This is a genomic window from Ruegeria sp. BHSB172, from assembly GCF_059613165.1.
In genome coordinates, this window is record NZ_JBXWRZ010000013.1 from 32212 (window position 1) to 52758 (window position 20547).

17 protein-coding genes are annotated in these 20547 nt (G+C 62.7%); 9 read left to right on the plus strand and 8 right to left on the minus strand.

The genetic code is table 11. The features are described 5' to 3' along the window. Nucleotides 1-25: 25 nt before the first annotated feature. The 5 genes from AC2FM3_RS09090 to pyrH form a co-directional block, all read right to left on the minus strand. Nucleotides 26-1234, minus strand: coding sequence for a class I SAM-dependent methyltransferase (locus AC2FM3_RS09090; RefSeq protein WP_496680838.1), 1209 nt, complete (start codon nucleotides 1232-1234; stop codon nucleotides 26-28). A gap of 69 nt (nucleotides 1235-1303) precedes the next feature. Continuing rightward, nucleotides 1304-2728 (minus strand): cryptochrome/photolyase family protein, encoded by a 1425-nt coding sequence (locus AC2FM3_RS09095; RefSeq protein WP_496680841.1) that lies wholly within the window; start codon nucleotides 2726-2728, stop codon nucleotides 1304-1306. Between the two features lie 45 nt (nucleotides 2729-2773). After that, nucleotides 2774-4000 (minus strand): aminotransferase class V-fold PLP-dependent enzyme, encoded by a 1227-nt coding sequence (locus AC2FM3_RS09100; RefSeq protein ID WP_496680843.1) that lies wholly within the window; start codon nucleotides 3998-4000, stop codon nucleotides 2774-2776. A gap of 260 nt (nucleotides 4001-4260) precedes the next feature. Next, a complete protein-coding gene (locus AC2FM3_RS09105; protein ID WP_496680845.1) occupies nucleotides 4261-5847 on the minus strand; it encodes a BCCT family transporter in 1587 nt (528 codons plus the stop codon). A 214-nt stretch (nucleotides 5848-6061) separates the two neighbouring features. After that, entirely contained in the window at nucleotides 6062-6814 is a 753-nt protein-coding gene (gene pyrH, locus AC2FM3_RS09110) for a UMP kinase (protein ID WP_496680848.1), read from the minus strand. 83 nt (nucleotides 6815-6897) lie between these two features. Between pyrH and miaA the strand changes: the two genes are divergently transcribed. The 5 genes from miaA to AC2FM3_RS09135 all read left to right on the plus strand — a co-directional run bounded on the left by miaA (nucleotide 6898) and on the right by AC2FM3_RS09135 (nucleotide 14668). After that, the gene (miaA, locus tag AC2FM3_RS09115) at nucleotides 6898-7806 is read left to right on the plus strand and encodes a tRNA (adenosine(37)-N6)-dimethylallyltransferase MiaA (protein ID WP_496680921.1); all 909 of its coding nucleotides are present in this window, start codon (nucleotides 6898-6900) and stop codon (nucleotides 7804-7806) included. A 350-nt stretch (nucleotides 7807-8156) separates the two neighbouring features. Then, complete coding sequence (locus AC2FM3_RS09120; protein ID WP_496680849.1) at nucleotides 8157-9827, plus strand: ABC transporter substrate-binding protein; 1671 nt, start codon at nucleotides 8157-8159, stop codon at nucleotides 9825-9827. 137 nt (nucleotides 9828-9964) lie between these two features. Beyond that, complete coding sequence (locus AC2FM3_RS09125) at nucleotides 9965-11011, plus strand: ABC transporter permease (RefSeq protein ID WP_496680852.1); 1047 nt, start codon at nucleotides 9965-9967, stop codon at nucleotides 11009-11011. A gap of 13 nt (nucleotides 11012-11024) precedes the next feature. After that, nucleotides 11025-12488, plus strand: a complete 1464-nt coding sequence (locus AC2FM3_RS09130) for an ABC transporter permease (RefSeq protein WP_496680855.1) — start codon at nucleotides 11025-11027, stop codon at nucleotides 12486-12488. 92 nt (nucleotides 12489-12580) lie between these two features. Beyond that, nucleotides 12581-14668 (plus strand): dipeptide ABC transporter ATP-binding protein, encoded by a 2088-nt coding sequence (locus tag AC2FM3_RS09135; RefSeq protein ID WP_496680857.1) that lies wholly within the window; start codon nucleotides 12581-12583, stop codon nucleotides 14666-14668. A gap of 72 nt (nucleotides 14669-14740) precedes the next feature. Here the strand turns inward: AC2FM3_RS09135 and AC2FM3_RS09140 are convergent, their stop codons facing one another. Further along, nucleotides 14741-15319, minus strand: a complete 579-nt coding sequence (locus AC2FM3_RS09140; RefSeq protein WP_496680858.1) for a lytic transglycosylase domain-containing protein — start codon at nucleotides 15317-15319, stop codon at nucleotides 14741-14743. Between the two features lie 204 nt (nucleotides 15320-15523). Here AC2FM3_RS09140 and ssb point away from each other — a divergent pair, with 204 nt between their 5' ends. Together ssb and AC2FM3_RS09150 are read left to right on the plus strand one after the other, a co-directional pair. Then, nucleotides 15524-16006, plus strand: a complete 483-nt coding sequence (gene ssb / locus AC2FM3_RS09145; RefSeq protein ID WP_496680861.1) for a single-stranded DNA-binding protein — start codon at nucleotides 15524-15526, stop codon at nucleotides 16004-16006. A 17-nt stretch (nucleotides 16007-16023) separates the two neighbouring features. Further along, nucleotides 16024-17094: a site-2 protease family protein gene (locus AC2FM3_RS09150; protein ID WP_496680864.1), complete on the plus strand. Its 1071-nt coding sequence runs from the start codon at nucleotides 16024-16026 to the stop codon at nucleotides 17092-17094. 5 nt (nucleotides 17095-17099) lie between these two features. Here the strand turns inward: AC2FM3_RS09150 and aroB are convergent, their stop codons facing one another. Together aroB and AC2FM3_RS09160 are read right to left on the minus strand one after the other, a co-directional pair. Then, on the minus strand, nucleotides 17100-18212 hold the full coding sequence (gene aroB / locus AC2FM3_RS09155) for a 3-dehydroquinate synthase (RefSeq protein ID WP_496680866.1): 1113 nt from the start codon (nucleotides 18210-18212) through the stop codon (nucleotides 17100-17102). Continuing rightward, nucleotides 18213-18800 carry a shikimate kinase gene (locus tag AC2FM3_RS09160; RefSeq protein WP_496680868.1) on the minus strand — a complete coding sequence of 196 codons (588 nt, stop codon included), beginning with the start codon at nucleotides 18798-18800 and terminating at the stop codon, nucleotides 18213-18215. Nucleotides 18801-18879: 79 nt separating this feature from the next. On the opposite strand from AC2FM3_RS09160, the gene AC2FM3_RS09165 reads away from it, so the two are divergent. Beyond that, nucleotides 18880-19029: a hypothetical protein gene (locus tag AC2FM3_RS09165; protein WP_496680870.1), complete on the plus strand. Its 150-nt coding sequence runs from the start codon at nucleotides 18880-18882 to the stop codon at nucleotides 19027-19029. Beyond that, nucleotides 19019-20545 (plus strand): hypothetical protein, encoded by a 1527-nt coding sequence (locus AC2FM3_RS09170; RefSeq protein ID WP_496680872.1) that lies wholly within the window; start codon nucleotides 19019-19021, stop codon nucleotides 20543-20545. The genes AC2FM3_RS09165 and AC2FM3_RS09170 overlap by 11 nt, the downstream gene beginning before the upstream one ends. Nucleotides 20546-20547 lie beyond the last annotated feature (2 nt).

The following is a 20547-nucleotide window of genomic DNA, read 5'->3' on the forward strand; positions in this document are numbered from 1 at the left end:
GGTGGGCATTTGTCTTTTCCGTGCTTTAGTTCGGTTTTGCTATTGTGATCTGTGTCACATCGCAATTGCCGGTGTCAAAGGCCGCGCCGCAGGCCGTCAAATAATAATTCCACATGCGGCGGAAACGCTCATCAAAGCCCATGGCCGCGATCTGGTCCCATTTTTCGTTGAACGTGTCGTACCAACGGCGCAGCGTCAGGTCATAGCTCGGCCCGAATTCCTTCGATCGCACAACCTGCAGGCCCGCCTGAGCGATCTGCGCGCGCAGAACCGTCGGCGACGGCAGCATGCCGCCCGGAAAGATATATTTCTGGATGAAATCCACCCCGTTTTTGTAAACCTCCCAGCGCCGGTCGGCGACAGTGATGATCTGCAAGGTCGCCTGAGCTCCCGGCTTCAGCCGCTCGCGCACGGTTTCGAAATAGACGGGCCAGTATTTCTGCCCGACGGCCTCGAACATCTCGATCGAAGCGATGCCGTCATATTGCCCACGTTCGTCGCGATAGTCCTGCAGCTTGAGCTCTACCCGGTCTGACAACCCTGCTTTTTCAATACGTTGACGTGCGTACTTCAACTGCTCCTGACTGATCGTTAACCCCGTCACGCGCAGGCCGCGCTCCTTTGCGGCGTATTCAGCGAACCCGCCCCAGCCGCATCCGATCTCAAGCACATGGTCCCCTGGCTTTACACCCATCTCATCGACCATGCTGGCATATTTCGCGATCTGCGCCTTTTCCAGACTTTCCTGCCCGGTCTCGAACAGGGCGCTGGAATAGGTCATCGTTTCGTCCAGCCAGGCGGCGTAGAAATCATTGCCCAGATCATAATGGTACGAAATATTCTTGCGGGCCTGTTTCCGGTGATTGCGCTGCAGCCAGAACCGCAGCTTCTCATAGGCCTGCACCAGAAACTTACCGGTGAAATCGTCGTAGACCGTCTCGGTGCCCAAATGCACCAGATCCATGAAGGAGCGCAGATCGGGCGTGCTCCACCCGCCTTCCAAGTAGGCGTCGGAAAAGCCAAGCTCGCCTTCTCGGATCAGGCGCGCGAACACGTCGGGGTCATGAATGTCCACTCGCGCAACCGGTCCGGGTTTGGCGCCTTCGCTGCGAAACACGCGCCCGTCGGGCAAGCTGATATCCAGCCGGCCGGACTCCATCTTTCCGAGCATCTTGAAGACTTGGGCAAAATATCTGGGCAGGTTTTTCTGCCCCTCGGTGGTGGTCAAGATCATCCGCGCTCCCCTTTGCGGTATTCGGGTCAGGCTAGGTCGCGAAAGCGTTTCTGGCAAGTTTTCAGTTCCTTACTGGTTTTTTTGGCCTTCATACGCGGCCAACGCGCGTTCGCGGCCGACCTTCAGATCGACGACCGGCCGCGGATAGGCGTCGTTGGGACTCAGGTTCCACGACCGGGGAATGGCTTCGAAATATGACAGGGCGGTCTCCGGCGGGGCGCTCTGACCCTCGGCCACCCAACGCCGCACATAGGCGCCTTTTGGGTCGAACTTCTCGGCCTGGGACTGCGGGTTGAAAATACGGAAGAAGGGCGCGGCGTCCGGCCCTGAACCCGCCACCCATTGCCAGCCCATCGCGTTCGAGGCGGCATCCCAATCGACCAGGCAGTCGGCAAACCAGTCCATCCCGATTTTCCAATGCGTCATCAGGTGCTTGGTCAGATAACTTGCCACAATCATCCGCGCCCGGTTGTGCATCCGCCCTGTCACATACATCTCGCGCAGCCCGGCATCGACGATCGGTATGCCCGTGCGCGCAGTCATCCAGGCCCGAACCTCGGGCGTCTCGATGTCCTCGTTCCAGGGAAAGCCGTCCCATTCCGGTCTCCAGTTCCGCGTCAGCAGATGCGGCGTGTGGTACATCAGGTGATAGGCGAACTCGCGCCAGACCAGTTGCCGCAGAAAGGCGTCAGCGCCGGTCGAGCCGATCAGGGCCGCGCCCTTCACCCTGTGCCAGACCGTTCGGGGGCCGATTTCGCCCAGCGCAAGGTATTCGGACAGGTGCGATGTTCCGTCATCCGCCAAAGCGTCGCGCTGCGCCGGATAAGCGTCCAGCCGCTCCATGAAGGCGTCAAGCCGCGCCTCGGCGGCTGTCTCTCCGGCCTGTACATGCTGCCCGACGATCCCGGCGCCCCGCCGCATGGCGTGCCCGAGGCCCCAATCGTCCAGCTGTTCGGACGCGGGCCAGTCTGACGGCGCAGCCAGCCGCTCGGGGGCCGGATCCGGCGAGGGGACGTCCCGCTGCGCCACCGCGCGCCACATCGGTGTGAATACCCGAAAGGGCTTCCCGGTCTTGGTGGCCACTGTCCACGGCTCGAACAGAAGGTGCCCCGGAAAGGATTTTGCGGTCAGGCCCAATTCCGTCAGCGCCGATTTGATACCCGTGTCCCGCGCGATCGCGTCCGGGTCATAGGCCCGAGACCAATAGACCTCGCGCGCGCCCGTCTCGCCAATGAGAGCCTTCAGCGCGTCCAGTGGGGCCCCGCTGCGCAGGACAAGCTTGCTGCCCTTGTGTTCAAGGTTTCGCTCCAGGGCCGCCAGCCCCTGACCCAGCCGCCATTTGGGCGCCGCCCCTAGGCCCGCCACCAGTGAATCGCGAATGAACACCGGTATGATCGGCCGCCCAGACCGTACCGCGGCGCTTAGCGCCGGATGGTCCGACAGGCGCAGATCCTGCCGGAACCAGATGAGAATAGGTGACTGTTTGCTGTCCATGCTCGCCCTGTTTTTCCTTGTCTACGCAGCAACGAGCGTAGCGGATCACAAAACGCGATCAAACGCTTGAAGCAATTGGTCAATCTCGTCGCGCGAGGTGTAGTGGGTGAAGCTGACGCGCAGAACGCCCTGCCCCAGATCGACCCCCAGCGCGGTCAGAGGCCGCACCGCGTAGAAATCTCCGCCGCCCGCCATGATGCCGTGTTGCGCCAGTTCGGCGGCGACCTCCTCGGCGTTGCGGTTCAGCGCCAGCGCCACGGTCGGCGCGCGCTGTTCCGCCTTGTCCGGGCCGATCAGGCGCACCGCGTTTCGGTCCTTGACCGCATCCAGCACCGGTTGCAATAGCGCAATTTCATGCGCACGCATCAGGTCATGCACGAACTGGCCGCGTTCGCCCGCGCCCGAAGCCGGGCCACCATGATGGTCGCACAGCAGATCGACATAATCCGCCATGCCTGCGCTGGCGGCCACCTGCGCATGATCCGGCCCAGCCGGGGTGAACCGCTTGTACAAAACGTCACCATTGAAGTAGTGGGCCTGGTTGGGCAGCAGCTCGCCCAGCGCGCGCCGGATCACCATGCAACCCTGGTGCGGTCCATAGGTCTTGTAGGCCGAGAACAGATAGATATCCGGCCCCAACTCGCCCACGTTGGGGAACCCGTGCGGGGCATAGGAAACGCCGTCGACACACACGAAGGCCCCGGCGGCGTGGGCGATGGCGGTGATCTCGGTCACCGGGTTGATCTCGGCCACCACGTTCGAGCAATGCGGAAAACAGACCAGCCGCACCTTGTCGTCCAGCAGGTTTTCCAGATCGGCCGGGTTCAGCGCGCCGGTCTCGGGTTCGATCTGCCATTCACGGATCTCGATCCCGTCCTCGGCCAGACGCCGCCAGGGGCCGGAATTGGCCTCGTGATCCTGGTTGGTGACCACGATTGCCTCGCCCGGCTTCATCCATTGCCGAAACGCCTGCGCCAGCACATAAGTGTTTTGCGTGGTCGAAGGACCAAAGCTGAGCTCGTCCGTGTCAACGCCCAACAGGGCCGCCATGCGCATACGCGCCTCGTCCATCTCCTCGCCCGCCAGACGGCTGGCCTCATACGGGGCATAGGGCTGCACCTTGTGCTGGGTGTAGAACCGCGTCAGCCGGTCCAGCACCGGCTTGCAGGTATAGGACCCGCCCGCATTCTCGAAAAAAGACTTTCCCTGCAGGCTCGGCTCGGCAAAGGCCGGAAACTGCGCCCGCACGAACTCGATATCCAGAGTGCCCATCACACTGTCCTTCCCTTGTCATGCACGATGGTTCCAGAGGTCTGCCCGCGCATGACACCGGACATCTCCGACAACATGGCAGGTCTTCCAGCCAGCCACGGGCGGCCGCGGCAGTTCGAATGCGCACACCGAACGGCGACAGTTAGCCTTGGCCAGTCGCACGGGTCAAGGTGTGTATCCCCGTGGCGGTTATACGCGACCGACAACAAAAAAGGGCCCTGGATCGCCCGAGGCCCTATCAGCTCAGATCATGGACCGCGTCACTTGCAGCGGCGTTCGTTCACCAACCCGATGAAAATCGACACGCACATCAGAACCAGCACGATCGCAAAAGGGAACCCGGTTGCGATGGCCGCGGCCTGCAGGGCGCCCAATCCGCCGCCCAGCAGCAGAACGATTGCGATGGCGCCTTCCAGAACGCACCAGAACACGCGCTGCGCGGTCGGAGCGTCGGTCTTGCCGCCGGCGGTGATCGTGTCGATCACCAGCGAGCCGGAATCCGAACTGGTCACGAAGAACACGACCACCAGAACGATACCGACGAAAGACAGAAGGCCGGCCATCGGGAAGGCTTCGAACATCTTGAACATCTTCAGCTCCAGCGCCGCATCCGTCAGGGCCTGACCGCTGCCCGACATCACCTGATCCAGTGCCGCGCCGCCGAACACGCTCATCCACAGCGCACCGACAAGGGTCGGGATCAGGATCACGCAGGTCACGAATTCGCGGATGGTGCGCCCGCGCGAGATGCGCGCGATGAACATGCCCACGAAGGGCGACCACGAGATCCACCAGGCCCAATAGAAGGCCGTCCAGCCTTGCATGAAATTGGTGTCCTCACGCCCGATCCAGTTCGACAGCGCCGGCAGCGCTTCGACATAGGCGATCATGCTTTCGAAGAATCCCGTCAGGATGACCATCGTGGGACCCACGACCAAAACCAGCAACAGCAGAAGGGCGGCCAGGATCATGTTGGCCTCGGACAGGCGCTTGACCCCCTTGTCCAGACCCGCGACGACGGAAACCAGCGCAAAGGCGGTGATCAAGACGATCAGAAACACCTTCATCCCGTCGCTCACCGGAACGCCGAACAGATAGTTCAGCCCCGCCAGCGCCTGCGTCGCCCCCAACCCCAGCGAGGTCGCTAGCCCGAAAATCGTGGCAAACACCGCCAGAACGTCAATGACATGGCCCAGCGGACCCCAGGTCGCCTCGCCGAACAGCGGGTAGAAGACCGACCGCATTGTCAGGGGCAGCCCGCGGTTGAAGCTAAAGAAGGCCAGCGCCAGCGCGACGATCGCATATACAGCCCAGGGGTGCATCCCCCAGTGAAAGATCGTGGCGGCCATAGCCAGTTCACGCGATGCCTCAGGGTCGTTCAACGCGGCGCCCAGCGGCGCCCAGTCGGTGCGCGCGCCGTCCTCTCCCACGGCCATACCGCCCAGCGACGACCCGAAATGCGAGATCGGCTCGGCCACGCCCCAGAACACCAGCCCGATGCCCATGCCTGCGGCGAACAGCATCGAAAACCAGCCGGCATAGCTGTAATCGGGCCGTGCGTCCGGGCCACCCAGTCGGATCGACCCATAGGGCGTAACGATCAGCAGCAGCGAAAACACCACGAAGATGTTGGCCGCAACCATGAACACCCAGTCAAAGCGGCTGGTCAGCGCCGGCCGCAGCCAGCCGAAGAACTCCGTGGCCTGTTCGCGGAACACCAGCGAAAAGAACACGAAAGCGATGATGGTCAGGCCCGAGACCGCAAAGACCGGGTTGTGAATATCCAACCCCATGATCTGGATATTGTCCTGGCCGACCTCATAGTCGGTTTCCGTATTGTCGGACATTCTCTCTCCTCCCGATGTTGCTGCCCCTGTCTGCACGGAAGGCCTGCCGCGACGGTCTGTCGCGAGAGACCGTCCACCGAGCAAAAACGACTGCCTTCAGGAATTTTCGCAAAAAAAAACACGGATTCCGTCCGTAAAAAGGCAAGACCGCGCCGCCAGTGGGCGCGAGCCACAGCTCGTGAATCCAAGTCGTTACGGGCGTGAAACCGCCGGGTCAGCCCTGAACCTTGGTATAGGTTCCCTCACCCGCCAGGATACCGCGGAACCCGCCTGGCTCGTCCAGACCGAAGACGATCAGCGGCAAGTTATTGTCGCGCGCCAGCGCGATGGCCGAGGCATCCATCACCTTCAACCGCTTAGCCAGCACGTCGTCATAGGTGACCGTGTCATAGCGCACCGCGTCGGGATGCGCCTTGGGGTCCTTGTCATAGACGCCGTCGACGCCGTTCTTGCCCATGAAGATCGCCTCGCAGGCCATTTCGTTGGCGCGCAGCGTCGCTGCGGTATCGGTGGTGAAATACGGGTTGCCGGTGCCGGCGGCAAAGATGCAGACCCGTTTCTTTTCCAGGTGCCGCACCGCGCGGCGTCGGATGTAGGGTTCGCACACCTCGTCCATCCGAATGGCCGAGATCACCCGCGTAAACACGCCCAGCCCCTCGAGCGCGGACTGCATCGCCAGTGCGTTCATCACAGTGGCCAGCATGCCCATGTAATCGGCCGTCGTCCGTTCCATCCCCTGGGCCGAGCCCGACAGGCCGCGAAAGATGTTGCCGCCGCCGATAACCATGCAGATCTCGACGCCCAGGTCATGAACCGACTTCACCTCTTGCGCGATCCGCTGCACGGTGGGCGGATGCAGGCCAAAGCCCTGGTCGCCCATCAACGCCTCGCCCGAGATCTTCAGCATCACGCGATTGTAGGTTGTCTTTGGGGTTTCTTCGGTTGTGGTGGCGGGAGAAAGGGTCATGTTGCGCTCCGGGGTGGCACGGGTTTGTTTTCCGGCGCAAAATGAAGCAAAACCCCCGCGGGTTCAATGCGGATGGTCGGACAATGGCGCAATCGGACAGGACAGGAAACGCAACGACCGCGATCGCGGACCGGCTCCCCCCCGTTCCCGAGGGTAAACCGGTTCTGATCGCGGGCCCCACGGCGTCGGGGAAATCGGCGCTGGCGCTGGCCGTGGCCGAAAGGTTCGGAGGGGTCATCGTCAACGCCGATGCCAGCCAGGTCTATGACTGCTGGCGGGTCATCTCGGCCCGCCCGTCGGCCGAAGAGGAAGCCCGGGCGCCGCACGCCCTTTATGGGCATGTGCCCTACGATGAAACCTATTCGGCCGGGCAATGGCTGCGCGAGGTTACCCCGTTGTTGTCGGGCGACCTGCGTCCGATCATCGTCGGCGGAACGGGGCTGTACTTCAAGACGCTGACCGAAGGCATGGCCGAAATTCCGCCGACCCCTGCCGCGATCCGCGCGCAGGCTGACGCGATGCCCCTGCCCGACTTGCTGGCCGAGGTGGACCCGCTCACGCGCGCACGCCTCGACACCCACAATCGCGCGCGCGTGCAACGGGCTTGGGAAGTCGAACGCGCCACCGGTCGCAGCCTGGCAGATTGGCAGGCCGAAACGCCGCCGCCGGTGCTTCGGCTGGATCAGGCCGTACCGATCGTGGTCGATGTCGACAAGGCCTGGCTGCTGGATCGGATTAACCGGCGGTTCGACCAGATGCTGGCCACCGGCGCCCTGGACGAGGTGGCGGCGATGCGGGACCGGTACGACCCGTCGCTTCCATCGTGCAAAGCAATCGGCGTTCCCGAACTGATGGCCTACGTGACGGGCGACCTCACACTGGACCAGGCCCGCGAGAAAGCGACGATTGCGACACGGCAATACGCTAAACGTCAGCGGACCTGGTGCCGGTCGCGCATGAAGGACTGGCATAAAGTCGACCTGAGCGACTGAGACAACCCGGCGCCGGCCCCTATCACCAGTCTATTTTCATTTCTTTTCATTGCCTTAAGCCGAATTATCACCCTTTGGCCCGCACTAAACAGAATCACCCGGGTGATTTTGGGTGTCACTCTTGGACTTGCCCGGCAGAGTGTGGCGAGGTAACCGGTGTCTTTGCTCTGAAATGTCGTTTTTGAACATCTGATGACGATTTCGAACATTGACCTTGATCGGATTCTGGTGCCGAATGTTCGCATGGGGATGATCTGCGCTCAGAAAAATTCACGGAAACGCCGCAAACGGCTCAGTTCGAATGCGACGGTTTCCAGTAACGAAAAAACAAATCTCACAGGGAGACTTTCATGGAAATCAAGACATTGACCGGCGCACCGGTACACTGGGCGGCGGACATGCACGCCCGGGAATACCAGGAAGGCAAGCTGAGCCGCCGCGAGTTTCTGACGCGCACGACCAGCCTCGGCGTCACTGCTGCTGCAGCCTACGGCATGATCGGGCTGTCCGCCCCGGCCAAGGCGGCCGGCGAGGACGCCAAGCAGATGGGCGGCACGCTGCGCGTTCAGATGGAGGTGCGCGCCCTCAAGGATCCGCGCACCTATGACTGGTCGCAGATTGCGAACGTTACCCGCGGCACGTTGGAATACCTGGTCGAGTACAACTCGGACGGCACTTTCCGCGGCATGTTGCTGGAGGGCTGGGAAGTCAACGACGACGCCACCGAGTACACGCTGAAGGTCCGCAAGGGCGTCAAGTGGAACAACGGTGACGATTTCACTGCCGACGACGTCGCCCGCAACATCGCGCGCTGGTGTGACAAGAGCTCGGAAACCAACTCGATGGCCGGCCGTTTCGCCACGCTGATCGACGCAGATACCGGTCAGGCGATCGAAGGTGCGATCGAGGTGGTGGATTCGCACACCGTCAAGCTGAACTTGCCGAATTCGGACATCTCGCTGATCCCGGGCATGGCGGACTACCCGGCCGCAATCATCCACAGCTCGTTCAGCGAGACGGACCTGACCAACAACGTGGGCACCGGCCCCTACCTGATCGAGAGCCTCGAAGTCGGCGTAAAGGCCGTGCTGGTGCGCAACGAAAACCACACTTGGTGGGGCGAGGACGTGTTCGGCCGCCCAGCGCTGGACCGTATCGAGTATATCGACTACGGCACCGATCCGTCGGCCTGGCTGGCGGCGCTGGAATCCGACGAAGTCGACATGCTGTACGAATCGGTCGGTGAATTCATCGATGTGATGGACGGCCTCGGCTATGTCAAATCCGAGGTTGTCACGATGAACACCATCGTGATCCGCCCGAACCAGCTTGCGGAAGTGGACGGCAAGAAGGTCTATGCCGACAAACGTGTGCGTCAGGCGTTGCAGATGGCCGTGGACAACTCGGTCTGCCTCGAGCTTGGCTACGGTGGTCGCGGCTCGCCCGCGGAAAACCACCACGTTGGTCCGATCCACCCGGATTACTACGAACTGCCGCCGCAAAAAGTTGACCCGGAAGGCGCGCGCAAGCTGATGGAAGAGGCCGGCATGGCCGATTTCGAGCACGAGTTGATCTCGATCGACGACGACTGGCGCCGCAACACCACCGATGCGGTCGCAGCCCAGCTGCGCGACGCCGGCATCAAGGTCAAGCGGACTGTTCTGCCCGGCAACACCTTCTGGAACGACTGGGCGAAATACCCGTTCAGCTCGACCAACTGGAACCACCGTCCGCTTGGCGTGCAGATCTGGGCGCTGGCCTATCGCAGCGGAGAGGCCTGGAACGAATTCGGCTGGGCGAACCCCGAGTTCGACGCCCTGCTGACCGAGGCCCTGGCCATTGCCGATGCCGACAAGCGCCGCGAAATCGTGGCCAAGGGCGAAGCGATGATCCAGGAGGAAGGCGTTACCATCCAACCCTACTGGCGGTCGCTGTATCGCCACATGAAGGAAGGTCTGGTGGGCACCGACATGCATGTGTCGTTCGAACACCATCACTACAAATGGGGTTGGGCGGCCTGAGCCCGACCTGAACCCTGCTGGGGCGCCCGAATGCGGGCGCCCCTTTCCAGCCGCAGACACACCGACACGGGGTCGGAACGTCCGAGGCCAGGCAATGGTCCACTGATCTGCGGAAAACCCGAACAACAGGGGCCAACATGGGACTCTTCATCCTCCGACGATTGGGCGTGATGCTGCTGACGGCGCTGTGCCTGACCTTCGTGGTCTTCTTCCTCACGAACCTCTATCCGAACCTGGAAAAACTGGCCAAGACACAGGGCAACCAGCGCATGTCGGACGAACAGGTCGTCTCGTGGCTGGAAAATCGTGGCTATATGCAACCCACGCTGGTCAAGTACGGCCAGTGGCTTGGGGTGATCCCGGGATTCACGAACACTTTGGATGACGGGCAATTCGTGGGCACCTGCGCCCGCCCCGGATCGACCCCGGACACGACCCCCCGCTATTGCGGCGTTCTTCAGGGCGATTGGGGCTATTCGACCGTGTTCAAGGAAGAGGTGGGGACGATTGTCGCCAAACGCCTGGGCAATACCGGGTACCTGATGTTCTGGGTGCTGCTGCTGATGGTGCCAACCGCGCTGCTGGTGGGGGTTCTGGCCGGCATGCGCGAAGGGTCAGCGCTGGACCGGTCGCTGTCCACCTTCTCGATCATCACCACGGCCACGCCGGAATATGTTTCGGGCGTGATCTTCATCGCCATCTTCACCTCGTCCACCGTGGGTCTGAAATGGTTCAAGGGCACGGCCACGCAGGCCATGGACAACCCGACATTCGAGAATTTCTTTCTGCCGGTGCTGACCATCGCCCTGTACGGAATGGGGTATATCGCGCGGATGACCCGCGCCTCGATGACCGAGGTGATGACGGCGCAGTACATCCGCACCGCGCGGCTCAAGGGTGTATCCTTTTCCAACATCGTCCTGAAACACGCGCTGCGCAACGCGCTGATCGCGCCCTTCACGGTCATCATGCTGCAGTTCCCGTGGTTGCTGAACGGCGTCGTGATCGTCGAGACCCTGTTCAACTACAAGGGTTTTGGCTGGGCGCTGGTGCAGGCCGCGGGCAACAACGACATCCAGCTGCTGCTGGCGATCTCGGTCGTGTCGGTCTTCGTGGTTCTGGTGACGCAGCTGATCTCGGATATCGGCTATGTCTACCTCAACCCACGCATCCGCATTTCATAAAGGAGGATAGACCATGGAACCTCTGAGCTGGACTGGCTCTATCGCCTTTCTGAACCCGATCCTGACAATCGCTCTGGTTGCACTGGCCGTCTCGGTCCTGGCCTGGATCCTGGCCAGTATCGTGCTGCCTGAACCCCAGGTGACCGTGAACGCGGATGGCACCGTCAGTTCTGGTGGCGGGCTGCGCAGCCTGGTCGAAACCGCGCTGTGGTATTCCTTCCTGGCCAGCATCGCGACGGTCGTCGCTTATCTGCTGCTGGGCGTATTCCTGGGAACCGGAGCCGGCATCGTCGGCGCCGTCGCGCAGCAGTTCCTGCCGGTCTGGGTGTCGCTGATCATCCTGTTCGCGATGTCGGTCGCCTTCAAGCGGCGGCTGGGCCTGTATGGCAAGCTGTTCGACAGCCCGATCGGCATGATTGGCTTTGCCCTGGTCATGTTCTGGGTGTTCACCGGCATTTTCGGCGCGCTCGACCTGATCGTGACCCATGACCCGCTGGTGCAGTTGTCGGGGATGAAGAACAAGGTGCCCGGCACCCCCCTGCCCAACCCCGAGGAAGGGCAGTTCGCCTGGTACCTTCTGGGCGGCGACAACCTGGCCCGCGATGTGTTCAGCCGCATGGTCAAGGGCGCGTGGATCGTCGTGCAGATCGCGCCGCTGGCCACGATGTTCGCCTTCATGGTCGGCATCACGCTGGGCCTGCCGGCGGGGTACTATGGCGGACGCCTGGATACGTTCCTGTCGTTCCTCGCCAACCTGATCCTGGCCTTTCCGGTAATCCTGCTGTTCTATCTGCTGGTAACCCCGGAAATCGTGGCGACCGGCGTGCCGAACTATATGGCCGCTGTGCTGTTCATCTTTCCGATCTTGTTCATCGCGGTGCTCCTGAACTCGCGCTACTATACCCGCCCGAACTTTCGAACGCCTCTGTTGATCGGGGTGCTGGGGATCGCGATCTGGCTGTACCTGTCACTGATTTCGACCGGGGGCCACGTCATCAACACTGACGCCTACAGCATCTGGGGGTTGCCGACCTATCTGGATCTGTTCGACATTCCGGGCGGGATATTGGTCGTGTTCGTATCGGTTGTCTTCGTCAACTCGCCCACGGTGTTCCGCATCGTGCGCGGCCTGGCCATGGACATCAAAACGCGCGACTATGTGGCGGCCGCCCAGACGCGCGGCGAAGGTCCCTGGTACATCATGCTGTGGGAAATCCTGCCCAATGCGCGCGGGCCGCTGATCGTCGATTTCTGCCTGCGCATCGGCTATACGACCATCCTGTTGGGAACCCTGGGGTTCTTTGGGCTGGGCCTGCCGCCGGAAAGCCCGGATTGGGGGTCAACCATCAACGAAGGGCGCAAGCTGCTGTCGATATATCTGCACCCGGCCCTGCCGCCGGCGTTGGCGCTGTTGTCGCTGGTTCTGGGCTTGAACCTGCTGGCGGACGGCCTGCGCGAGGAAAGCCTGAAGGACTGATGTGAACGCAGCCGGGGGGCCAGCCCCCCGGACCCCCCGGGATATTTTGAGCCAGATGAAGGGGAAACCGGACTTTGGCGAGGAGCGAAGAAATGAGCAAACTTGCAGATCATGACGGGCCAATCCTGGAAATCGAAAAGCTGTCGATTTCCTTCTTTACCCGCCTGCGGGAAATTCCGGCCGTGATGGATTTTTCGGTTTCCGTGATGCCCGGCGAGGCGGTGGGGCTGGTCGGGGAATCCGGCTGCGGCAAGTCGACCGTTGCGCTGGGCGTGATGCAGGATCTTGGCAAGAACGGCCGTATCGTCGGAGGCACCATCAAGTTCAAGGGCCGCGATCTGAGCGAGATGAGTGCCGAGGAGTTGCGCGACATCCGCGGCAACGAGATTGCGATGATCTATCAGGAGCCGATGGCTTCGCTGAACCCGGCGATGAAGATCGGCAAGCAGCTGATGGAAGTACCGATGATCCACGAAGGGGTCAGCAAGGAAGAGGCCTATGCCCGCGCGCTGGAAGTGGTGACCGACGTGCGCCTGCCCGACCCCGAACGGATGCTGAACAGCTTTCCGCATCAATTGTCGGGGGGGCAGCAGCAGCGCATCGTGATCGCGATGGCGCTGATGTCGAAACCGGCACTGCTGATCCTCGACGAACCGACAACCGCGCTGGACGTGACCGTTGAGGCCGCCGTGGTGGAACTGGTCAAGGACCTGGGCAAGAAATACGGCACCTCGATGCTGTTCATTTCGCACAATCTGGGCCTGGTGCTGGAGACCTGCGACCGTTTGTGCGTGATGTATTCCGGCGAGGCGGTCGAACGGGGCTCGATCCATGACGTGTTCGACGAGATGCAGCACCCCTATACGCAGGCCTTGTTCCGCTCGATCCCCCTGCCCGGCGCGGACAAGAACGCGCGCCCGCTGGTCGCGATTCCGGGCAATTTCCCCTTGCCGCATGAACGTCCGCCGGGCTGTAATTTCGGACCGCGCTGCGACTATTTCGAAGAGGGGCGTTGTGACGCGCAAGACATCCCGATGTTCCCGGTGCCGGGGAATGACCGTCACCACACGCGCTGCCTCAAGTTCCAGGAGATCGACTGGAACGCCCCGGTTACCGTGGCGGAGCAGAAGGAAAAAGCGCCCATCGGTCAGACCGTTCTGAAGATCGACAACCTCAAGAAATATTATGAAGTCGCCGCAAATGCGCTGTTCGGTGGCGGCGAGAAGAAAGTGGTGAAGGCCAACGAGACCCTGAGTTTCGAGGCCCGCGAGTCTGAAACTCTGGCCATTGTGGGCGAGTCGGGCTGCGGCAAATCCACCTTTGCCAAGGTGCTGATGGGGCTGGAAACGGCGACAGACGGGCAGATCCTGCTGGACAACCGCAACATCGAACATCTGCCGATCGAAGAGCGGGATACGAAAACCATCGGCGAAGTCCAGATGGTGTTCCAGAACCCCTTTGACACGTTGAACCCGTCGATGACGGTGGGGCGACAGATCATCCGCGCGCTGGAAATCTTCGGCGTCGGCAATTCCGAGGCCGAGCGCAAGCAACGGATGCTGGAGTTGCTGGATCTGGTGAAGCTGCCCCGGGCCTTTGCCGACCGGATGCCACGGCAACTGTCGGGTGGCCAGAAGCAAAGGGTTGGCATTGCGCGTGCCTTTGCCGGAGATGCGCGCATCGTCGTCGCAGACGAGCCGGTTTCGGCGCTGGATGTTTCGGTGCAGGCTGCGGTGACCGACCTGCTGATGGAAATCCAGCGCGAGCACAAGACGACCCTGTTGTTCATCAGCCACGACCTGTCGATCGTCCGCTACCTCAGCGACCGCGTGATGGTGATGTATCTAGGCCATGTGGTCGAACTGGGCACCACTGATCAGGTGTTCTCGCCCCCCTATCACCCCTATACCGAGGCATTGCTGAGCGCGGTTCCGATCGCCGATACCTCGGTCGAGAAAGAGCACATCGTGCTCGAGGGGGATATTCCATCGGCGATGAACCCGCCGCCGGGATGTCCGTTTCAGACGCGCTGCCGGTGGAAATCCGAAGTCCACGGGGGCCTGTGCGAACAGCAGGTTCCGCCGGTCAAAACTTTGTCCGAGGGGCACCAGATCAAGTGCCATCTGGCCGAGGACATTCTTGCCAGAATGCAGCCGGTCATCAAGATCGCTGCTGAATGACGTACGCGGTCTTCGACGGGTTGGGGCCGTCCACTGGACGGTCCAGACCAATTGGCGCGAGTGATGGGGTTTTCAGCCGCCCCAGATGGCCTTCACATAGTTCCGGGTCTCTGCATAAGGTGGAATACCGCCGTGCTTTTCCACCGCCTTCGGCCCCGCATTGTAAGCGGCCAGTGCAAGGCGCCATGACCTGAATTTCTTGTACTGCCAGTACAGGTAGCGCGCGCCGCCTTCCAGGTTCTGCTTGGGGTCGTGCGGGTCCACGCCCAGCAGGCGCGCGGTCTGCGGCATCAGCTGCGCCAGCCCCAAAGCGCCCTTGTGGGACCGGGCATGCGGGTTCCATCCGCTTTCCTGCTGGACCAGCCGCAGGAATAGCTCTTCGGGGACGTTGTTCATGCGGGCGGCCTGGCGCGCCAGGACAAGATACTGCCCCTTGTACTTGCCGTCATACCGTTTGCCGAACTTTCCCTGCGCCGATTTGGGTTTGAGACGCTCGCTGTCGCGGTATTGGCTGGCGGCGCGACTGTCCAGCACCTTGGCCTGCTTGAGAAAGATATCCCTGCGGTTCTTGGTCGAAAGAACATCGGCGCCCGACGGAACAGAAGTCAGCGCAAGGAAGGCAACCAAAAAACCAGTCAACACATACCGCATTCAAGCAAATCCCGCCCGTTCTGCCATCAGAATGAGTATAGGTATTTCAAGCCGAAATGAAAGCTTGGTTAATCGCGGGTGGAAATTCAAACCTAAGCCTCCGCCATCATCCGTGTTCCAACCCGCGCGCGGGGGGTATAGGGTTCGGGTGAACACCGCGCGAGATTCGCGCCCCAACCCGCAAGACAGGATACGAGGAAAAACATGGCAGGTTCAGTCAACAAGGTCATTCTGATCGGCAATCTCGGGCGTGACCCCGAGGTTCGGTCGTTTCAGAACGGAGGCAAGGTCTGCAACCTGCGCATCGCCACGTCGGAAACCTGGAAAGACCGCAATACGGGCGAGCGCCGCGAACGGACCGAGTGGCACTCGGTCGCGATTTTCAACGAGGGCCTGGTCCGGGTGGCCGAGCAATACCTTCGCAAGGGGTCAAAGGTTTACGTCGAAGGCCAGTTGCAGACCCGCAAATGGCAGGATCAGTCCGGTCAGGACCGGTATTCGACCGAGGTCGTTCTGCAAGGGTTCAATTCGACCCTCGTCATGCTGGATGCCCGCGGAGAAGGCGGCGGCGGCGGTTACGGTGGCGGCCAGTCCGGCGGTTACGGAGACCCCTATGGCGCACCGATGGGCGGCAGTTCACCAGCCCCGGCCTCGGGCGGGATCGACGACGACGAGATCCCGTTCTGATCTGACGGAGCCAGAAAATGACATGGTCCTTCGCCGTCGGTCGTCTGCTTGGCTCGGAGCTGAGGGTCCATGTCACGTTCTTCATTCTGTTGGCCTGGGTCGGCTTCGCGGCCTATGCCGAGGGCGGCCTGCCCGCCGCATTTGACAACATCCTGTTCGTTCTGGCGCTGTTTGCCTGCGTGGTCGCCCATGAATTCGGCCACGCGCTGATGGCCCGCCGCTATGGCATCCGCACGCCGGACATCACGCTTCTGCCGATCGGCGGGCTGGCCCGGCTGGAGCGGATGCCGGAAAAGCCCATGCAGGAAGTTGCCGTTGCGCTAGCCGGGCCGGCGGTGAACATCGTGATCTGGCTGGTGCTGGTGGGTCTGGGTGCGGGCATTCAGATGGATGTAATGGCCCATATCGACTCGGCGCGCGTCGATCTGTTCAGCCGGCTGGCGTATGTGAACCTTTTCTTGGCGGTATTCAATCTGATCCCGGCCTTTCCGATGGATGGTGGCCGGGTGTTCCGGGCGCTGCTGTGCCTAAAGATGGACCGGGTCAAGGCCACGCGGGCTGCTGCCTCGGCCGGTCAGATCGTGGCGGTGGGTTTCGGCTTTCTGGGGCTTAGCACCGGAAACCCGATCCTGGTCCTGATCGCGGTGTTCGTCTTCATCGCCGCCAATGCCGAGAGCCAGGATGTCGAGATGCGCTCGATCGCGCGCCGAGTTCTGGCCCGCGACGCGATGATCACCGAGTTCCACGCACTGACGCCGCAGGACACGCTGGGTACGGCCGCGCAGGCCGTGATCCAGACCACCCAGCACGAGTTTCCGGTGCTGGGCCCCGACGGGCAACTGCTGGGCTTCGTGACGCGCAACCGGTTGTTCGCAGCCCTCGCCGGCGAACACCCCCGGTCCGAACCGGCCACATCGGTCATGGAGACCGAGATTCCCATCGTATCGCCAGCCGGCGGGCTCGAGGCAGTGCTAGACGGGTTGCACGGCGGCGCTCCGGCGGTGGCCGTGTGCACCAGAGCGGGGCAGATGGTCGGGTACATAACCCGCGAAAACATCGGCGAACTGATGGTAATCCGGGGACGCTGAGACCGTCAGCAGGTGGCCAGCGCATCCTCGAGCACGGACAAAACCGCATCGCGCGGCACGTCCGATGTCACGAAGGCCTGCCCGATTCCGCGCGCCAGAATGAACCGCAACTGTCCGTCCACCACCTTCTTGTCCTGGGCCATCAGATCGACCAGCGCTCCGGCCCCCGGTAAATCGCCGGGAATGTCGGCGAGGTCAGCCTTCATCCCCATCGCGCGCAGATGCGCCCGAACGCGGCTGGGGTCTTCCTGCGAACAAAGGCCCAGGCGCGCCGACAGTTCGAAGGCCAAGGCACAGCCGATGGCCACGCCCTCGCCATGCAGCAACCGGTCGGAATAGCCGGTCGCGGCCTCGAGCGCGTGGCAGAAGGTATGGCCCAGATTCAGCAACGCCCGGTCGCCCTGTTCGGTCTCGTCGCGCGCGACGATGTCGGCTTTCATCTGCACCGAGCGCGTCACCGCCTGAACCCGGGCCGCCATGTCGCCCTCGGCCAACGCGGGGCCGTTGCGTTCCAGCCATTCAAAGAATTCGGCATCGCCCAGCAGCCCGTATTTCACGACCTCGCCATAGCCCGCCAGAAAATCCCGCGCCGTCAAGGTGCCCAGAACCGAGGTATCGGCCAGCACCAGCGACGGCTGGTGGAAGGCGCCGATCAGGTTCTTGCCTTGCGGGGCGTTGATGCCGGTTTTGCCGCCCACCGAACTGTCGACCTGCGCCAGCAGAGAGGTCGGGATCTGCACGAACCGCACCCCCCGGCGAAGCACGGCAGCGGCAAACCCGGCCAGATCGCCGATCACCCCGCCGCCAAAGGCTACGACGACATCACGGCGCTCGACCTTTTCGGCCAGCAGCCATTCGACCGCGCGTTCGAAATGGGGCCAACTTTTGGTTGCCTCACCCGGCGGCAGCGCCAGGGCAGTCATCTCGACACCGGCCGCGGCCAGCCCGGCACGCAGCGCGTCCAGATGAAGCGTGGCAACCGTTTCATCCGTCAGTACCGCCACACGCGGGCGGGGCAACAGCGGCCTGATCCGCATCCCGGCCTGCGCCAGCAGGTCCGGCCCGATTTCCACGTCATAGGACCGTTCGGCCAGATCAACGAATACGGTTTGATGCATCTACTTCAGTTCCAGAACGTCAGGGCGCGTCGCCAGTTTTTCCAAGACCCGGTCCACCATGTCCTCGATCGCAGTTTCGCCATCCGAGTCCACGACCAGATCGGCCTGTTGGTAAAGCGGAACGCGTGCTTGGTACAAGGCGCTCAGCGTCGCATGCGGATCGGGGGTGCGCAGCAGCGGCCGTGTGTCCTTGTGGCGGACGCGGTTCCACAGCACCTCCAGATCGGCCCTCAGCCAGACCGACACGCCGCGCTCTGATATCATCCTGCGGTTCGCCTCGGACAGGAAGGCGCCGCCGCCAGTCGACAGAATGCCTTTCTGCTCGTCTAGCAACCGGCCGATGACCTGGCTTTCCTTGGCCCGAAAGAATGCCTCGCCATCGCGCTCGAAGATCTCGGGAATGGTCATGTTGGCTGCCGATTCGATCTCGGCATCGCTGTCCAGGAACGGCACGCCCAGCCGCGCGGCCAGCGCCCGGCCCACCGCCGTCTTGCCAGCGCCCATCATGCCGACCATAACCACCGTTTTGTGCAGGTCATAGGCCGGCCGGACCGATGCCGGCGATGCGTTATGCTTAATTTCGCTCATTTCCCCGTGAATGACGTGATCTTGGAAAAAATGCCAGTTATAACTTGGCCAAAATCAAAATTTGAGGCAGCGTTTCGCCATGGGCCGTCTGATCAAACTCCTCCTGTACCTCATCTGCCTGAGTTTCATCGGGCTGGTAGCTTATGCCTATCTGGGGCCGTATTTCGGCGCGGATTTCTCGGCCCCGCAAAGCGAAATCAGCGAACCGGTCATCCTGAATGTGGACTAGGGCCGCGGCGGTGACGATTGCCCTGGCCGGGCAGGTCGCCGCACAGACGACCGAGCCGCTGTCGGCGATCGACTGGCTGAAGGAACCGGGCGACCTGCTACCGGGAACGGTGATGCTCGAACCTCCGGTGGCCGATGCGGTGGCGGACCCGCAGATCCATGTAACTCCGCTCGAGGCGCTGTCGCAGCCACTGGGGTTGGTGGATGCCTCGGTGACGGGACTGCCGGTGGATCTGTGGCGCCCAAGCGACCCGGCCCGCCTGGCCCGACTGATCGGGCAAGTTCCGGTGAAATCCAGCCCGGCCATGCAAAAGCTGATGTTCACCTTGCTGCTGACCGAAGCCCGCGCGCCGTCGGGCGGCGCGGATCCCGACACCCTGCTGCTGGCGCGACTGGATCGCCTGTTCCAGTTGGGGGCGGCCGACCCTGCGCAGGCGCTGGTGCAACAGGCCGGGCCGGCGGCTTCACCGGACCGGTTTCGCCGCTGGTTCGACACGACCTTGCTGACCGGCGACGAGGACCGCAGCTGTACCGCGCTCATCGCGCAACCCGGCCTGTCCCGCGACTACCGCGCCCACATTTTCTGCAAGGCACGCCGCGGTGACTGGGCCTCGGCCGCGCTCATGCTCGAGGCCGCCCACGCGCTCGAGATCCTGCCGACAGAAACGCTGGACCTGCTCGACCGGTTTCTAAGCCCCGAGATGTTCGAAGGCGCCCCCTATCTTCCGCAACCCCAGGACCCCGACCCGCTGACCTTTCGCCTGTTCGAGGCCATCGGCGAACGGCTGCCCACCGCGTCGCTGCCGCGCGCCTTTGCCAATGCCGATCTGCGCGACGTCGCCGGCTGGAAGGCCCAGATCGAGGCGGCCGAGCGCCTGACCCGCATCGGAGCGTTGACCCCCAACCACCTGCTGGGTCTCTATACCGAGCGCGCCCCGGCGGCCTCGGGCGCCGTCTGGGACCGCGTCGCCGCGGTACAGCGGTTCGAGGCCGCGCTGGACGGCGGCAAGCCGCAGGCCGTCGCGGATGCGCTGATCGCGGTCTGGGCGCAGATGGAAACCGTCGGGCTGCAGGTTCCCTTTGCCGAGCTGTTCGCGGACCGGCTAGTGCCCCTCCCCCTGCCCGGCGCCGAGGCCGAGAACCTGCGCTGGCGCATTCTGCTGCTGTCCGAGCTGTATGAAGACGCGGCCCAATCCGTGCCCGATGGGCCAACTGCCAATGCTTTTCTGGCCGCGCTGGCCCGGGGGATGCCCGATCAGGCCCCGTCGCCGTCGCCGCTGTCCGATGCGATCACCGAAGGCTTTGCCTGGGCCGCCCCGGTCCCGCCCGACCTGCAGACTATGCTGGATCAGAACCGGTTGGGCGAAGCGATTCTGGAAGCGATGCAGCTTTATGCCCAGGGCGCGCGCGGCAACCTGGTGGACTTGACCGCTGCCATCGCAACCTTCCGCAGGGTCGGGCTCGAGGATACCGCGCGGCGGGCGGCGCTGCAGCTGCTGATCCTGCAGGGGGTCTGACC

Coding starts and splice junctions, on each gene's coding strand:
- AC2FM3_RS09090 (WP_496680838.1), bottom strand. CDS start 1,234: ATGATCTTGACCACCACCGAGGGGCAGAAAAACCTGCCCAGATATTTT.
- AC2FM3_RS09095 (WP_496680841.1), bottom strand. CDS start 2,728: ATGGACAGCAAACAGTCACCTATTCTCATCTGGTTCCGGCAGGATCTG.
- AC2FM3_RS09100 (WP_496680843.1), bottom strand. CDS start 4,000: ATGGGCACTCTGGATATCGAGTTCGTGCGGGCGCAGTTTCCGGCCTTT.
- AC2FM3_RS09105 (WP_496680845.1), bottom strand. CDS start 5,847: ATGTCCGACAATACGGAAACCGACTATGAGGTCGGCCAGGACAATATC.
- pyrH (WP_496680848.1), bottom strand. CDS start 6,814: ATGACCCTTTCTCCCGCCACCACAACCGAAGAAACCCCAAAGACAACC.
- miaA (WP_496680921.1), top strand. CDS start 6,898: ATGGCGCAATCGGACAGGACAGGAAACGCAACGACCGCGATCGCGGAC.
- AC2FM3_RS09120 (WP_496680849.1), top strand. CDS start 8,157: ATGGAAATCAAGACATTGACCGGCGCACCGGTACACTGGGCGGCGGAC.
- AC2FM3_RS09125 (WP_496680852.1), top strand. CDS start 9,965: ATGGGACTCTTCATCCTCCGACGATTGGGCGTGATGCTGCTGACGGCG.
- AC2FM3_RS09130 (WP_496680855.1), top strand. CDS start 11,025: ATGGAACCTCTGAGCTGGACTGGCTCTATCGCCTTTCTGAACCCGATC.
- AC2FM3_RS09135 (WP_496680857.1), top strand. CDS start 12,581: ATGAGCAAACTTGCAGATCATGACGGGCCAATCCTGGAAATCGAAAAG.
- AC2FM3_RS09140 (WP_496680858.1), bottom strand. CDS start 15,319: ATGCGGTATGTGTTGACTGGTTTTTTGGTTGCCTTCCTTGCGCTGACT.
- ssb (WP_496680861.1), top strand. CDS start 15,524: ATGGCAGGTTCAGTCAACAAGGTCATTCTGATCGGCAATCTCGGGCGT.
- AC2FM3_RS09150 (WP_496680864.1), top strand. CDS start 16,024: ATGACATGGTCCTTCGCCGTCGGTCGTCTGCTTGGCTCGGAGCTGAGG.
- aroB (WP_496680866.1), bottom strand. CDS start 18,212: ATGCATCAAACCGTATTCGTTGATCTGGCCGAACGGTCCTATGACGTG.
- AC2FM3_RS09160 (WP_496680868.1), bottom strand. CDS start 18,800: ATGAGCGAAATTAAGCATAACGCATCGCCGGCATCGGTCCGGCCGGCC.
- AC2FM3_RS09165 (WP_496680870.1), top strand. CDS start 18,880: ATGGGCCGTCTGATCAAACTCCTCCTGTACCTCATCTGCCTGAGTTTC.
- AC2FM3_RS09170 (WP_496680872.1), top strand. CDS start 19,019: ATGTGGACTAGGGCCGCGGCGGTGACGATTGCCCTGGCCGGGCAGGTC.